A 15,937-nucleotide genomic window follows, 5' to 3' on the forward strand; every position below is an offset into this window, starting at 1 on the left:
GTTATGCCGGGCGTGGTTTTTTTTGCCCGTATGCAGGTTACAATAGTCCGGAGTGGCAACACGATGGAGGCTGCACATGTCACAAGCTAACCTTAGCGAAACACTGTTTAAACCTCGATTCAAACATCCAGAGACGTCTACGCTGGTGCGTCGGTTTGCGTCGGGTTCGCAACAGCCGATCCACTCTGCGCTTGACGGGAGCAATGTCGATCACTGGTATCGCTTGATTAACCGTCTGATGTGGATCTGGCGTGGCGTGGCGCCACAGGAGATCCTGGATGTGCAGGCGCGCATTGTGATGAGCGATGCTGAGCGTACGGATCCGGAGCTTTATGACACCGTGGTGGGCTATCGTGGTGGCAACTGGATTTTCGAATGGGCCAAACAGGCGATGATCTGGCAGCAAAAGGCCGGGCAGGAAGCCGATCCGCTGAGCAGCGGGCGTCACTGGCTGCATGCGTCCAATCTCTATAGCATTGCCGCCTATCCGCATATTAAAGGTGACGAGCTGGCGGAACAGGCGCAGGCGCTGGCTAATCGGGCCTATGAAGAGGCCGCGCTTCGCCTGCCGGGCGAGCTGCGCGAGCTGGAGTTTCCTGTGCCCGGCGGCGCGCCGGTGACCGGCTTTTTACATATGCCGAAAAGCGAAGGTCCGTTCCCGGTGGTTCTGATGTGCGGCGGGCTGGATGCGCTGCAGACGGACTACTACAGCCTGTATGAGAACTACTTTGCGCCGCTGGGGATCGCTATGCTGACGCTGGATATGCCTTCGATAGGCTTCTCGTCAAAATGGAAACTGACCCAGGATACCAGCCTGCTGCATCAGCATGCGTTGCGGCACCTGACGAATGTTCCGTGGGTCGATCATACCCGGGTCGCAGCGTTCGGTTTCCGTTTTGGGGCGAATGTCGCCGTCCGTCTGGGCTATCTGGAGCCGCAGCGCTTAAAAGCCGTGGCCTGCCTTGGCCCGGTGGTGCATAACCTGCTGGTGGATCCGCTGCACCAGGGCCGGGTTCCGGAAATGTATCTCGACGTTCTGGCATCGCGGTTGGGCATGCACGATGCGTCTGATGAAGCATTGCGCATCGAGCTGAACCGCTACTCATTAAAAACCCAGGGGCTTCTGGGCCGTCGCTGTCCGACGCCGATGCTTTCCGGCTTCTGGAAAAACGATCCGTTCAGCCCGGAAGAGGAATCGCGCTTAATTACCTCGTCATCCGCCGATGGCAAGCTGCTTGAGATTCCATTTAAGCCCGTTTATCACAATTTCGATCGCGCATTGCGCCAGATTGCCCGCTGGATCAATCATAGATTTAGTTAATATATTGCTAAATTTTATTGATTTGGTAAAACAGTTGCATCACTAAAGGAGATCGCAATGACGTTACCGAGTGGACACCTCAAGAGTAAGCTGATTAAGAAATTCACGGCTCTTGGCCCTTATATTCGCGAAGAGCAGTGTGAAGACAATCGCTTCTTTTTCGATTGCCTGGCAGTTTGCGTCAATGTAAAACCCGCCCCGGAAAAACGAGAGTTCTGGGGATGGTGGATGGAGATGGAAGCACAGACATCACGCTTCACTTACAGCTATCAGTTTGGCCTGTTCGATAAAGAAGGGGTCTGGCGACCGGTGGCTATCGACGATCCGGAAGTCAGCGAGAAACTTGAGAAAACGCTGCGTGATTTCCACGACCGGGCTAAGGCATTGCTGGCGACATTCAGTCTGAAGCTGGAACCCGCCGATGACTTTAGCGAGCCGCTCAGACTGCGGGCCTGATGTCCCACGTCTGTCAGATTCAGTCTAAAAAAATCCACGCCAGAGCGCGTGGATTTTTTTATCAGTCATCGGGCGGGACAGCGCGATGGTTTAGTCTGTTTTTAAAATACGATACGGCTGGCCTACGACAATCGCGCCGTCAGGCAGATCTTTGGTCACAACGGTTCCGGCGCCCACTTTGACATTATCACCCAGCGTAACCGGGCCAATCACAACCGCATGCGCACCGAATTCAACATTGTTACCGATGAGTGGGCTGATGCTTTCCTGCCCGTTGCTATCAGCGACGCTCCCGATCGTGACCCCCTGACGCAAAGTACAGTTGCTGCCAATGACCGTGTCCCGGTTAATTACGATGCAGTGTGGATGAAAGAGTTTTAATCCGTATCCTATACGTGCTTGCCAGGGAATTTCGACGCAAAATAGACATTCGTTAATGATCTTATTCAGGATCACAAACGGGAGAGCACACAGTTTCCAAATCGGATTGCGGCTGCGAAATAACGTTGCAAGACGATAAAGCAGGAGGGCGATTTTAGCTTTCATTCCGCCGGCGTGCTTGATTTCCTCTCCAACCTGTCGAATGGATTCAAACATAGTTATTCCTTAATGTTAAATGAAGCCATCGGATACCATCCCTCGGCATTTCCACCTTCGTTGGCGAGGCGAATGCGTGGTGTACCCTGCTCGTTGGTTAAAGCCACCTCCAGCTGGTATTTCCCGGAGGTCAGGGTTGCAGGCAGTGCAAGGGTGAACTGGCTCTGATAGCTGCCGGGCAGCCATTGGCGGATATCGTCCTGGGTTGTTTTCCGGGCAACGACCTCCCCCAGGGCATTAACGACTCGCCATTGCACCTGATAGGGGAGATAAACCGGCGCCACGCCGTCATTGTACCACGTGGCATCCACGGTCAGGGGCAGGCCCGGTGGTACAGAGCTCTCCAGCTGAAGCTGGCTCACGCGGAAACGATAGCCGATGCGCAATAGCGCCCGATCGACGATATCGCGGTATTCCTCGGGGACCGGGCGGGATTTCAGATTCAACGTACTGGCATGTTGTTGTAAAGCCCAGTCAAAGGTTGCCTGAACCTCTTCGCGAGTGTAGTGCTGCACGCTTTGCCATTCGTGCATATAGCCGCAAATCTCCAGACTTACCGGTGCCTGTTGCCAGCGGGTTTGCAATCCAGAATATGCGGCCTGAGCTGCCGCCAGACGCTGGGGATAGTCATCGCGCATATGGCTCCATTCGGGCGTAAAGTTATGCCAGTCCCCCCAGCAGTCTGCGCGCCATCCTGCGCCTTTTTGGCTTGCATAGGCCAGGGAACCACCGCCGCTGATGAGCATAATTTTGGGCGTTTTGGGAAAGCTGGAGAAGTGCATATCCACGTAGCGATTGAGCTGTTCCGGCGTATATTTTTCCAGTAAAGGCTGCACGTCGGTAAAATTGGAATTATGCCACTCTCCCCATGAACCCACGATACCAATATCGACGAACGCCAGTTCAGGATTGCCATCATAGCGGGCGCCCAGTGCGTTTAGCAGCTTCTGCACGTAGGCGACAAAGACGGGATCGCTGAGGTCCGGCACAAACGTTTTGCCGTTGGCGACCCACTGGCCTTTTATGCCTTTTGCAATTAGCCAGTCGGGTATTTTAGAACCTGACTGTGGTTCATCCAGCACCATAAAGCGCAGGCCGACGTTCATAGCCGGTTGATGGTATGCCGCGACGGCGAACGCATGGTCAATGAGATCAAAGTGATAGATCCCTTCCTGTGGCTCCAGTTCGTTCCAGTAAAAGCGATCGTATTCAAAGCCGGTTTCAGGATACTCCGCTGGCGTCGGTTTTTGCCCATAGCCATCATGAAAGCTGGCTACGCCCATACCGGGATTGGTCAATATGCCGTTGAAGGCAGGAAGAGAGACCGAGATCCGTTCAGCTTGCACGGGCAAAGAGGTGACTCCACCTGAGAGTAAAAGCGCCGCCAGGAGAGCTATCGCGCGAGGGGAAGTTACGGCCATCGTTAGTTCACTTTATCATGGAGGTTGACAAACCATGTCCAGATACCGACATGGAAGTTCTTAAAGAGGTCGATACCTAACGCGGACTTGAACATATACAGCATCAGCAGCACCGACAAAATACATATCAACAGAGCGATGGAGATCGCCAACGTCGAAAAAATACGCCCGAGGGTACTGTCCCGTGAAATTTTGCGCAGATCGCGGCCAAACAAAAACACCACAAAGTAACGTCGATGGAGAAAAGGAAAGCTGCGGCGAAAATCAATACGGTGGCGAGAAGAGAGCGTGGCTCTGACTAGCGCCTGCTCAATTCCGCGTTTTTGTTCCGGGGTCAACGAGGCTTCTACCTCCGCATCGAGCGAGGCATAGAAACGATCTACTACCAGTTCGGATGTCGGTTTCTCCACTATTCATTCCTGTCGGTCAAGCGCTGATACACTCGGGTGGTTTCAGCAGCAATTTCTGGCCAGCGATACTTCGGCATCAACAGGCTATAATCAACGGCGTCAGTAACGCTCCAGGCCTGCAGTTTTTGCGCCAGAGCTGTAACGTTGCCGACCGGGAAATAAACATCGGATGGCAGACCTATTTCCAGGTTTGCCGGAATGTCGCTGACCACCACCGGTAAGGACCACGACATCGCTTCCAGTAGCGCAATCGGCAGACCCTCATGGTACGAAGGCAGGACAAACAGCCCGGCTTGCGAAAATAACGTATGCAGAGGCTCGCCGCTGATAAAACCGGTCATGATTACATTCGGATTTGCCGCCGCCTGTGCTTTCAGCCGCTGGCTGTATTCATCAGGATGATCTGCGTCACCGATCAGCACCAGAGGAACCTGGCACTGTGCGGCTTCGTGGGCGGCTATCAGATCATGGAGGCCTTTTTCCTCAACGAAGCGGGCAACGGCCACAATATACTGACCTGTTTTCAATGCGTATTTATCCAACGTCGCAGCCAGAGACTCCGGCGAAGGCAACGCCTGCTGACGTACGCCATTGTAAATCACGTTAGCGTTGCTACGGCCATGTTTGCTCTTGATCAGATTGTTGATCACTTCCGAGATAACGATAACCTCGTTGGCATATTTAACGGCCCACTTTTCTCCCAGGCGTAACATCTCTTTGGCCATTTTTCCCCATTTCTGGCGATCGTAATCCGGGCCGTGATGGGTAAAAACGACGCGTTTGCCCAGCAGACGCAGCAGGGGAACAACCAGTCCTGGGCCAACGGCGTGGACGTGGACCACATTTGAACCATCAAACAGGGTGCTGAAAGCTGCCAGCGTCGAATGAATAATTGCCTCGAATTTCCGGCTCTTCGGCGCCCACAGGCTTTTCAGACGAACGCCTTTGTATTCACTATGGCGATAATTCACGTAGGGCGAACGGGCAATAACACAAATATCAGCATGACTCTGCTGATAAATTTCCGGATATAAATTCTGGCAATGTGTTTCTACGCCACCCTGAACGTCAGGAATTCCGCGGGTTCCAAGAACCGTCACTTTGAGCTTCATTGTTGTTCCCCCACGAGCTGCTGGTAGAGCGCTCGTAGCACCTGCATATGGTGGGCAAGATCGTATTTATCCTGCAAACGTTGGCGAGCATTGCTCCCCATTTCACGGGCTTTCTGCGGGTTGGCCGCCAGATCGTCCATCATCTGCGCTAGCGCATCGGCGTTTCCGGGTTCAAACAGATAGCCGTCAACACCATTACGGATCTGTTCAGGAATCCCGCCGATGTTACCGCCAACGACAGGCCGACCGAAGGCCATCGCTTCCAGGACAGACATCGAGCAGTTTTCATAGTATTCAGAAGGGACAATCACTGCCCTGGCGCCGCGTATCAAGTCGTTGAGGGCCTCTCCGTGGCGCATATAACCGAGGAATTCCGGGCCGGTGAACCGTGAACGCAGATCGGCATTTAATGGGCCATCACCGATGATTTTGAGCGGCATCTTTTGCTGCATTTTCTGCTGTGCTTGTGCCAGGGTGGCGACGCCTTTTTCCCGGCTCAGACGGCCAATATAGAGGAAATAATCTCCTGCGGTATCACCCGGGATGGTCGCGCTGGCATCGATTCCGTTGACGATGACGTCAATCCGCGCGTTGGGTAATTTTCGCAGCAGAGTCTGGCGCATAAATTCACTCGGCGCGACGATGGAATCGAGCATGGCGTAGTTTTTGGCAAATTTCTGCCAGTAGGCTTCCAGAGAGAGCAGCAGACTTTTACCAGTATCACCTTGCTGACAGCGATGACGGAAGGCATTCATTACTGAGCCAGTAATACAGTCATCGCAAACGTGACCATCACGCAACATCGTGTAGGAGGGGCAGACAATCTTATAATCGTGCGCGGTTAATACGGTTTTGCAGCCAAAGCGTTTGGCGATGCCAATGAGCGCTGGCGTGAGCTGATGATAAATATTGTGGAAGTGAACAATATCCGGCTGCTCCTGGAGCAACAAGGTATTGAGCTTTTCACATGCATCAGCATTATAAATAAAGTCGATACCGGCTTTTATCTTCCCCAGCAGACCATGACTACCATGATAATCTACGTTATGTACGAAAAACGGCTCCCAGGGCGAAGGCTTGTTCTCGGTATGTTTCATACTGAAATCAATAACCTGAAAACCAGATTGCAGCATGGCATCCCGTTCCTGGAAGAATACGGTTTCCGCTCCTCCTTTAATAAAGAAGAACTTATTAACGAATAATATTTTCATTTTCTGTCTTGATATGCTTTGGATTGGTAACGGTCACCGCCGGTCGTTTCATCGGATCTTTGGTTGAATTAATGACGCCGCGCAGCAGGCCCGCAGAAAAAAGCGATAAGTTGATGACGCTTTGTACTCCATCTCTCAGAGAGCGATTCTTGAGCGCTTTAAGGGCAATAAATGCCAGCAGAGGGAGGATAGCGATAGCGATCAGTTTGAGGTTCAAAGAAAGAAGGCAGATGAATAAGACGAGCAGATATACAGTAAATATCAGCTCATTGCGTACAATCCTAAACGCTGCCGGGAAATGGGGTTTTCCCCAGCAGTTGCGCAATAACTCGCCTGGAGCCCATAAAAAACCATTTTTCCAGCGATAGGCGAGCATCTTAAACGTGGGCATGGTGTAAGAGGCATGGCTGAAATAGGGGACGGAAAGACGATGCAGTTTATAACCTGCCGCCTGTAAACGAATGCCTAATTCCGCCTCTTCATAGCCATGCAGATTGAGGTTTGTCAGATAGCCAATTTTTTCTATGGCGGAGCGACGATAAAGACCGCCGCCGCCCAGATGGTCCGTGTCGCCCAGGGGATATATAAGATGCAGACGCTGCTTACGTGATTTGAATTCATAATTGGAAGCATCGTCCATTTCTACGCTCCCGGCCACGCCCGCGTATTCCGGATGGGCCTCAAGAAAAGCGATCGCCGTGTCAAGGAAGCCAGGTTCCAGTTCCATGTCACCATCCAGCAGCAGCAGATAATCCCCTTCGCTGAAGAGCCAGCCCAGCTGGTGGCCAATACCGCAGCAGCGGTCTTTGGCGTTATCCAGACAGACAACCATCGCATCTTTCGCCACCGCCAGTTCACGGGTGTTATCCGTGGAGAGGCTATCAGCGACGATGACCTGGTGAGGATAAGGCTGTAATTGCTTGCGCACGCTGTCGATCGTTTTTTCAATCCCCTGAGCTTCATTCAGAGTCTTAATGCTGACGGTAATGGAAGGAGTTTTATTCATATTAGATACCGGAATTCAAACGAACAGAGCGGTGGATGATAATCAGCGCCCCAAGGGCCAGCCATAATAAGAACTGTAGCATGGGAATGATCATCAGGATCTGGCTATAGGGAAGGCTAAGTAAACAGCCGATAGTAAAGACATAAAATGCCGGTGCTGAACTGAGAAGCTGTAAATCTTCCCGCTTCAGGTCGTATCGCGAAAATGTCTCTTTTGGCCGCATTGAGATAAGAATCGAGGTTATCATGGCAATAAAAATCACGACGCCAATAATGCCGACTTCCCAAAGCAGCATACTCAACGCCGTGGAGTCGAGAATTAAGTGGAACCAGGCGCCAATATAGCCAGGCGATACGGTACTCCCGCTGTTGGTGGCATTCAGGCCATAACCGAACAGCATTCCGCCGGGGCCGAAAAGTTCATTGTGCTGAAGCCAAAAGAAAATAGTGGTAAAGCGCCCCAGTTCACCGCTATCCATGATGTAGTTGGTGTCAAAAATATAACCGAGAGAGTCGATAAACACGGAGAATGCGCTTTTTGTCGGATCGCCGCCAAATGCGGCGGAATAGTTGGCGGCAAGAATGGTAATGGCAGAAAAAATTAATACCACCATTCCTGCGGCAATAATGAGCAGCGAACGCAGGCTGACTTTACTGACACCGCTGACATAGCCTGGCATGATCCAAAGCAAGACCAGCAGGAAAGGGGAGAGCAGAATAACGAATTTAACTTCACCAATGATACAGAGTACAAAAGCCAGCACGATATGTATGGACATGGATTTAAAGGAGCAAATGCCGTGCTTAAATTCAGACACTTTTAACAACATGATCAGCAGGCAAAACATCCCCATAGCCGCGGTATTCCCACCGCCCATCGGATCGCCGCCGAAGGTACCGACAACTGAATCCCACTTTTCATCTTCCCCGCGTATGGCAACCCGCTGTGGCACTACAAACAGAACCTGATAGATAGCAATCGGAAACTGTATGTAAAACAGCCAGTAAAATAACTGAATTAAGCGGTACAGTTGAGATTCACGGAACATACCGAGCAACATGCAAAACATGACCAGCGACAGCGCCAGCTCGTTCTTAAAACCAACGACAGTGGTCACGACTCCGGATTGCAAAACTGTCGAGGAAAGGCTCAGGATAATAAATGTCAGATAGAGGACAAGTACCAGCTTTTCACGTGTGCTGAGCCTCAGAGGCTGCGGATTGCTCTGCATCATCAGCAGCACAACCATGATCAGCACCATAAAAAACGGTATCCACAGTACCGCTACAATACCGGTGAAATACTGCACGGTCCCGCAGAAGACGATGGTCATCAGGGCGAATGCTTCCAGATAACGACCGGTATTCAGCTGCATGCCTTCTGCTCCTGCAATGAGAGTTTCTACGCCCGGGCGTTCATTTTTAGCAGGATGAACAGGTAGCGTACGCTGGTGAGCAACGAAAAGGCCAGCAACGAAATGTCATAACCAATGCCCATTTTTGGCATCACGACAAATGCCACGCCGATGATCAGCAGCTGTTCCAGCTGGATGCGCAGGAAGTAACGTTTTGAGCCAAAAATCAGCTCAATGACGGTCAATGGACTGACGGCCAGGGCGGCAAACAGATAGGGCAGCATGTAGCGTGATGTCGGGATGGAGTTGAGCCATTCCTGGCTGAAGCCCAGGCGCATGACCAGAGGATAGAAAATCCAGATCCCCATGATGCAGACCATCGCCGCAGCCATCAGTAATAAACGAACCTTTTTATATTCATGATAATTAAAGGTATTGTTGCGAAAATCCATCGACCATTTGGAGAAGATAGAGTTACGTACCGCATTACCAATGATCATGACCGGCGACAGGCAGAAGCGGCTGACAACGGAAAAATAGCCGGCAACCAGCGGTGAAAACCAGACGTTAATCAGCATGGTTGGCAGGTTGTTGCTGGCCATGGCCAGTACTTCAGCGCTGCCAACCCGGCTGACATGCTGCCAGTGTTCGCGAAGAAAGCGACCATTCATGGTGGGAGAAAAGTGCGCCAGCGTCAGCGTTCTGAAGTTGAACAAACGTAGCAGGCAGGCGCCCAGGAGCAGCAGAATTCCCACCATCCACGCCAGATAGAACAAGGTGGTATTGGGCATGATCAGCAGTGCGATCGCCACTACCAGCGAGACTGCGATACGCTGAAAGGTCAAAAACTGATAATTTCCGCCTCTCAGCGAGAGGTTTTCCGCAATCAAGACCAGCGCATAGCCAAACGTCATCAGATAGAGAAAGGCGATATTTAGCTCAAAAATCAGCCCGGTGATGACCGCCCACGGAATTGCCATGATAAGGCTTTGCAGCAGGCAAAACACCACATTTTGCCCGAGCTCATAATCTTCCTGGCGGGGGATTAGCAACTGCGAAGCAAAGGTACAGACCTGCGCGCCAATCAGCACGTTACTGTAAATCATCGCGTAATGCCCCACTTCGGCCATGCCGTAGCGATGGGAGATCAGCCAGACAGAAAATGCACCGATCAGTTGTGACAAGACGGAAGAGCTCGCGATGGATGAAATGCTTTTTATTAAATTCATAGGCTCTGCTTCGGTGAGATAAGTTCGCGCATACCGCGTTCAGGCAGGCGTCGACCTTCCTGAGTTTGCAGATTTTCTTCTGTCACCTGGTTGAGCATACTGGCTACCTGCAGGCTTCCCGCTGCACGCAGTCGACTGTCAGCATCCCGGATTCGCCCCGCCTGTTCAGCAGCTTTGACCACCAACAGCACCACATCGACATGCGGGGCCAGCAGCAGGCTGTCCTGAGCCTGGCTCAGCGATGGCATATCGAGGATCAGCGTGTGGTACGTCTGCTGCAATGATTTCAGGAGGGCAGGGAGCTTCCCGGACGACAGTAGTAATAAAGAGGAGTCGCTGAGCTCGCCGCGTGGCATTACATCAAGGTTTTCCCCCAACGCAATCACCGCCTGTTCCAACTGGCATCGCCCGTTAAGATACTGACTAAAACCGTCTTTATGCTGCGGCCATCGGGCTGATAATCCCGTATTCGTGAGGTAGTCCAGATCAATCAGCAGGGTTTTGTGGGCTTTACTGTTGGACCAGGCCAGCAGTTCGGCAATGAGGCTACTGCCCGATGGTGAACGAACGGCCGTGATCAGAATGGTGCCCGGGCGATCGAGTTTGTTCAGCAGCGCCAGGCGCAGACTGTGGATCATGTCGGCGTACACCACGTCGCGGAACGTTGCCTGCGCACTGTCCAGATGAGGCAGCCGCGGGAATTCACCGCTGGCATCAAGCATGGCTTTGGTTTTCAGTTCGCTGATGCTGTTCACCGTTTTATCCAGTGCGGTGCTGACTATCAGGTACATGACATACACCGCCAGCGCCATCATGGCTACCATGACAATCAGTAAGCCGCGGTTCGGTTTCGACGGTAAATCTGGCGGAACGGCGGCATCGTAAATAACTTCATCCGCAACGGAGAATTGTTCGGATAACTTTTGCTCATTGGCGCGCTGATACAACGACTTATACAGCTCTTCGGTTTTGTTCAGCTCCGTGGTCATGGTGTTGTACTTATCGCGTTTCGCCGCCAGTTCCTGGAAGTTACCTTTCTGTGCATTGAGCATCTGCTGATAACGTTGCTCATCATCCAGCGCAATCTGGTACTGCTGGCGTAAACCGTTTAACAACTCGCCGAGAACCTGCCCTATCTGGCTGTTGACCACCTGCAGCTGCGCCTGAGCCTGACGATATTTTGGATGATCGGGACCATAGTGTTTTGCCGCTTCCGAGAGGTTACGACGCGTCTGGGTTAACGCAATTCGCAAATCCTGAATTTGCGGGTGGCCAGAGATATCCGGCAGTGAAATGATCTCTTCCGGCGTTTTTCCCTGCTGGCGGCGGACTTTATCCCAGATTGTTTGCGCCTTAAGGCGACGCTGGGTGGCGTCGGCAAGATGGTTAATGGTGATACCGAGCTGCTCGGTTTCATAACCGTCCATACTTCGAAACGTTAATAATCCGTTCTGTTTCAGGAAATCATCGATGTCAGCTTTTTGCTGCGTCATCTTGTTTTTCAGGTCATCCATCATTTTTTCGTTCCAGCCCTGGGCCTGGAGTAACGATTTCTGCTTCAGCAGCAGACTGTAGTCGATGAATGCCTGGGCAACGCCGTTAGCGATGAGCGCTGCTTTCTCAGCCGATTTGGCTTCCATAGAAACCGACACCAACTGGGTGGTCCTCACGCCAGAAATGGTGATCCCTTTTTGCAAGGCGCGGATGGCGTTGTTCAATTTTGTCGCGTCGTCGAGGTTGTTACCGCCATTAAATTCCTCATCCTGGTCGAGCTTCAGGTTTTTGATCGCGGATTCAAGAACAACCCGCGACTTCATTAACGCATACTTTGTTTCGTAGTAATCGCTACGGGTAGAATCATAGTTTTCTAGCCGCGGTAACGGTGTCACATCCTGGGCCTGAGCTTTAAACAGCACCGTCGCCGTCGCCGTATAGCTGGATGACATAAAACGCGTCAGGATAAAGGCCGCCGCTCCCGCCAGGATAACCACCAGCAGGCACCAGATAAGCTTGTGCTTAATTTTGTTGAAATAGGGTGTAAAGTCGATAACACCTTCTTTCTTCTTTCCATTTTCTACTAATGAAATTGCCATATCAGAAGAAGCTCATTCCAATAATAATGGTATCTCCGGCCTGAACGGCGGAGTCGGCGGCGACATTCTCCAGCAGCTTACCGCTGCGTACCTGGCGAATGCGGATATCCTGGCGGTCGGCGCGATCGGTGAATCCACCGGCCAGCGCAATGGCTTTTTCAGCTGTTAGACCGGGCTCCCAGGCATAGCCGTCGGGTTTCTTGACTTCTCCTAACAGGTAGATCTTACGGTATTCAGCAATGCTGACGGTCACCATTGGCGCCTGCAGATAACTGCCGCGCAGCTTGTCGGCTATCTCCTGACTAACCTGTTCTGGTGTTTTACCCTTCAGCATCAGGGAGCCAATGTAGGGATACGCAATGTTGCCGCTGCTATCGATTTTAACGCGCATTGTCAGATCCTGTTCACCTGAGACGGTAATGTTGACTTCATCCCCTTGATCCAAATGATAGACGGCATCCGGCGGGTTTTTGACCGTTTGTGGCGGTGTCGAGCAGCCTGTCAGCAGCCATGCCAGAAGAGGAATCACTGCCAGTTTCCTGCTAGTTAGGATCATATCTGTACCTGCGTCATAAAAATAATTGCCGAATCGTTGTAGCCCAGCGTGCGCTCGACGGCATGGTCGTAGTTCGGGCCAATATAAAAGACATCCGTATCTTTATTGGAATGCATCGTGTTCCATTGCAGCTTCAGCTTAAAATTAATGGATGGACGATAGTCATAATTAAAGGTAAGCGACAAAAGATTTGACTGGTCTTTTCGCCCATTCGATTGATGTTTATAGTCTTCGGTGATGTAAGAATAATCTACCAGGGTTGAAAAACGATCCACCAGCCAGTGATGTTCATAACCGAGACCGAAATTAGAGACCAGGATATAGCCACCGGAGTCAGAAGGGTCCTTAATGCGTTGTGAACTGTGCAGGTTCAGCTTAATCTGCTCGAGTGGCTTCCAGTCGGCATTAATATCCCAGTTCAGGCCGTTAAATCCCTGTGAATCAGGGTTATGGATAAAATCTTTGTACAACCAGGCGACGTTGCCATTTACCTCAGTTTTACCGGAAAGGCGGTTTTTCATACCGACCAGCAGATAGTATTCGTTGGTATCTTTTAAAGGATTAAGTTCATAGCGACGTTGGTTGGTGATAAAACTGTAGCGATAGCGCAACGTTTTGGCTTTCTGGTCAAAAATCTCAGCAATCAGGCTGTTCTCATGCCATTCCTGATCGTGCATATAGTAATAAAAGTCAGCATCGGCAGCTTGAATGTCAGAGAGATCGCGAAAGCGGAGCTGTTTATGGAGCAGCGCCAGTTCTGCCTTACCGCGTCCCTCCGGAGCACCGTAGCTGTAGCGTAATTCGCTATTGAAAAAACGCGTACTGAGCGGTTTATTGATGCCAAACTCTTTAAACTGTTCCGGTAAAAAGCCCAGCGTGGTATCCAGTCCGCGCTCTTCATGACCGTATGTTTCATCAAGATCCAACGACAGACCGTGCATTTTCCCATAGCGCCAGCTGCCATTGAACATGAAAAAATGGTTACTGCGGTTGTCTGCGCTATCTCTGGTGTAGTTGCGATAATCCCCCGAGTACATCAGTAGATAGCGATCTTCATAACGCTGGCCAATAGCTTTCAAGATCGGTTTGATATTCTGATAACCTGAGGCAATCTTATTGTGGTCTGCGCGCTGCCAGGTCACGTTATCATTGTAACCGACGTCATAGCCTATCTGGCTCTCGAAATCGATGCCAGCGACGCCCGTATGCGGTTTTGCTTGTAGGTCAGCATATCCGTACGGGAGATACAGCAGACCGGCCAGAAAGATGAGCCTAGAACGCATTTTTCCCCACAAACCCTCGGAAAAAGGTCAGGAAGATAATTTTCAGATCGAGAAATAACGACCATGACTGGATATATTCCAGATCGTAGTGAATGCGTTTCTCCATTTTATCCAGGGTGTCCGTTTCGCCCCGGAAGCCACTGATTTGCGCCAGTCCGGTGATTCCCGGCTTCACTTTATGGCGAATCATATAGTTATCGACCAGAACACGATATTCCTCATTATGAGCAACCGCATGAGGACGGGGGCCGACAATCGACATTCTTCCTTGCAGGACATTGATAAATTGCGGCAGTTCATCGAGTGAGGTTCTGCGTAAAAATGCGCCAAAACGGGTAACGCGCGGATCTCCCCGGGTGGCCTGCTTAACCACGGCATTGTTTTCCATAACCCGCATCGTGCGGAATTTCCAGACCTGAATCTGTTTACCGTTCAGGCCATAACGGTTTTGCTTAAATAAAACCGGCCCGGGTGATGTTAACTTGATTCCGATGGCGATGAGTAGCATTGCCGGTAAGCTGAGCAGGGTGAAAAATGTACCGAGAATGATATCTTCGATGCGTTTTAGCAGCGCGCCATCACCATCAAAAGGTGACGTAAAGATACTGATTGTCTGAATATTGCCAAACATACGCAGCTGTGAGATATGCGAGCTATATGAAAACAGATCCGGAACCAGAAACACATCAACGGTGGTATCGGAAAATTCGTTAAGGAACTGACGGATGCGCTGTTGAGCGACCATGGGTAGGGCAATGTAGATTTCATCAACCTTATCCGCCTTCGCCAGCGCAAGTAAATCGCGTGAGTTGCCCTTTTGCTCAATGTTGATGAACCGACTATCGCGCTGAATATTCCGATCCTCAAAGTAGCTGATTTCGATGCTTTTCTTTGAAAACTCATGCAACAGAGCTTGTTCAATTGCCAGCCCGGCAGGGGTAATTCCCAGGATCGCTACATGGAGTTTTTTGCGGTTGAAAAAACATCTGATAATTAACCGGACGACCAGTACGCTGCTAAAGATAATAATTGAACATTGGCTAAGGGCTTTGGCCAGAAGGAGGGTATTTTCCGTTGAGTGTTTATTCAACAGTATCTCGGAGAGGACAAAAAATATGAACGAGAGAAGACTGCTTAAGCAAACGCTCAGAAACAGACTCACCGATTTCCTGAGTAAATTTTCTCTGAACTGACTTGCGTAAAGACGGAAATACTCATTACCGTGGATGAATATTAACGAGTAGATAACGCCGAGAAGGGCAGAGGCAGTTGATGGTTCGGTGTAAAAATACTTTAGATAAATAAATATCAGAGCGTTGACTGTAAAAAAATCCAGAAGCTTCATCAACTTGCTATAGCGGACGTTGTAAATTTTTATTTTGCTATCTGCCATTTTTTTCTCGTTTAATAGAGTTAATTAAACAAAATAATACATGCTTTAAATTAGTGACTGATATTCGATAATCATTCATATAATTAATGAATGATCAGCCCTTATCATTATAGCTTATAGTTCATATCATGTCGAATAGATGCGTATTTAAATTGAAATTTGTTTTGAAAAAAATGCTGTGAATTAAATGTAAATATATTTCACTATCAGCGTTATTTATAAACATGTTGTCTGTTTTATCATTCCATAATGGAAATAATTGGGTGCTAATAATAACAGTGTTATTTCGATGACGTATTGTGTCCGGGGGACTGGTTTACCCAGGCTGGTGGAAACCGCAGCATCAGAGGCGTGCTGCCCGTTATTGCAGCAAAAAGATCAACAAAAGAAAAGAGACAGGATTGTTCTTAGAAGCGCGCTGTCCCGAGAAAATGTGCTCCGCGAGAATGCCTGAACAGGCTATCCGTGTTACCGTCACCACATGGATCTGTAAAC

14 protein-coding genes are annotated in these 15,937 nt (G+C 50.3%); 2 read left to right on the top strand and 12 right to left on the bottom strand.

The window, feature by feature from the left end; all coding sequences use genetic code 11:
* Positions 1-76 precede the first annotated feature (76 nt).
* Both frsA and crl read left to right on the top strand, forming a co-directional pair.
* Entirely contained in the window at positions 77-1,321 is a 1,245-nt protein-coding gene (gene frsA / locus BV390_RS04315) for an esterase FrsA (RefSeq protein WP_032689368.1), read from the top strand.
* Between the two features lie 57 nt (positions 1,322-1,378).
* A complete protein-coding gene (gene crl / locus BV390_RS04320; RefSeq protein ID WP_032689367.1) occupies positions 1,379-1,777 on the top strand; it encodes a sigma factor-binding protein Crl in 399 nt (132 codons plus the stop codon).
* Positions 1,778-1,867: 90 nt separating this feature from the next.
* Here crl and BV390_RS04325 read toward each other — a convergent pair whose 3' ends face one another.
* The 12 genes from BV390_RS04325 to BV390_RS04380 are packed head-to-tail and all read right to left on the bottom strand — an operon-like array spanning position 1,868 to position 15,442.
* Positions 1,868-2,374, bottom strand: coding sequence for a serine acetyltransferase (locus BV390_RS04325; protein WP_032700750.1), 507 nt, complete (start codon positions 2,372-2,374; stop codon positions 1,868-1,870).
* A gap of 2 nt (positions 2,375-2,376) precedes the next feature.
* A complete protein-coding gene (locus BV390_RS04330; RefSeq protein ID WP_085396638.1) occupies positions 2,377-3,795 on the bottom strand; it encodes a DUF4832 domain-containing protein in 1,419 nt (472 codons plus the stop codon).
* A gap of 2 nt (positions 3,796-3,797) precedes the next feature.
* Positions 3,798-4,205: a hypothetical protein gene (locus tag BV390_RS04335; RefSeq protein WP_032700748.1), complete on the bottom strand. Its 408-nt coding sequence runs from the start codon at positions 4,203-4,205 to the stop codon at positions 3,798-3,800.
* Positions 4,205-5,317 carry a glycosyltransferase family 4 protein gene (locus BV390_RS04340; protein ID WP_032689363.1) on the bottom strand — a complete coding sequence of 371 codons (1,113 nt, stop codon included), beginning with the start codon at positions 5,315-5,317 and terminating at the stop codon, positions 4,205-4,207. The genes BV390_RS04335 and BV390_RS04340 overlap by 1 nt, the downstream gene beginning before the upstream one ends.
* Positions 5,314-6,528, bottom strand: coding sequence for a glycosyltransferase family 4 protein (locus BV390_RS04345; protein ID WP_032689362.1), 1,215 nt, complete (start codon positions 6,526-6,528; stop codon positions 5,314-5,316). The genes BV390_RS04340 and BV390_RS04345 overlap by 4 nt, the downstream gene beginning before the upstream one ends.
* The gene (locus tag BV390_RS04350; RefSeq protein ID WP_085396639.1) at positions 6,509-7,534 is read right to left on the bottom strand and encodes a glycosyltransferase family 2 protein; all 1,026 of its coding nucleotides are present in this window, start codon (positions 7,532-7,534) and stop codon (positions 6,509-6,511) included. Before BV390_RS04350 ends, BV390_RS04345 begins: the two co-directional genes overlap by 20 nt.
* Position 7,535: 1 nt before the next feature.
* Entirely contained in the window at positions 7,536-8,909 is a 1,374-nt protein-coding gene (locus BV390_RS04355; protein ID WP_032700745.1) for a hypothetical protein, read from the bottom strand.
* Positions 8,910-8,935: 26 nt separating this feature from the next.
* A complete protein-coding gene (locus BV390_RS04360) occupies positions 8,936-10,117 on the bottom strand; it encodes a lipopolysaccharide biosynthesis protein (protein WP_085396640.1) in 1,182 nt (393 codons plus the stop codon).
* Positions 10,114-12,210 (bottom strand): GumC family protein, encoded by a 2,097-nt coding sequence (locus BV390_RS04365; protein WP_085396641.1) that lies wholly within the window; start codon positions 12,208-12,210, stop codon positions 10,114-10,116. Before BV390_RS04365 ends, BV390_RS04360 begins: the two co-directional genes overlap by 4 nt.
* Position 12,211: 1 nt before the next feature.
* Positions 12,212-12,766: a polysaccharide biosynthesis/export family protein gene (locus BV390_RS04370; protein WP_032700743.1), complete on the bottom strand. Its 555-nt coding sequence runs from the start codon at positions 12,764-12,766 to the stop codon at positions 12,212-12,214.
* The gene (locus BV390_RS04375) at positions 12,763-14,049 is read right to left on the bottom strand and encodes an outer membrane beta-barrel protein (protein WP_085396642.1); all 1,287 of its coding nucleotides are present in this window, start codon (positions 14,047-14,049) and stop codon (positions 12,763-12,765) included. Before BV390_RS04375 ends, BV390_RS04370 begins: the two co-directional genes overlap by 4 nt.
* Positions 14,039-15,442 carry an undecaprenyl-phosphate glucose phosphotransferase gene (locus BV390_RS04380; protein ID WP_032700741.1) on the bottom strand — a complete coding sequence of 468 codons (1,404 nt, stop codon included), beginning with the start codon at positions 15,440-15,442 and terminating at the stop codon, positions 14,039-14,041. Before BV390_RS04380 ends, BV390_RS04375 begins: the two co-directional genes overlap by 11 nt.
* Positions 15,443-15,937: the final 495 nt, after the last annotated feature.

The organism is Klebsiella sp. YJ (genome assembly GCF_002108615.1).
GTDB lineage: Bacteria > Pseudomonadota > Gammaproteobacteria > Enterobacterales > Enterobacteriaceae > Klebsiella > Klebsiella planticola.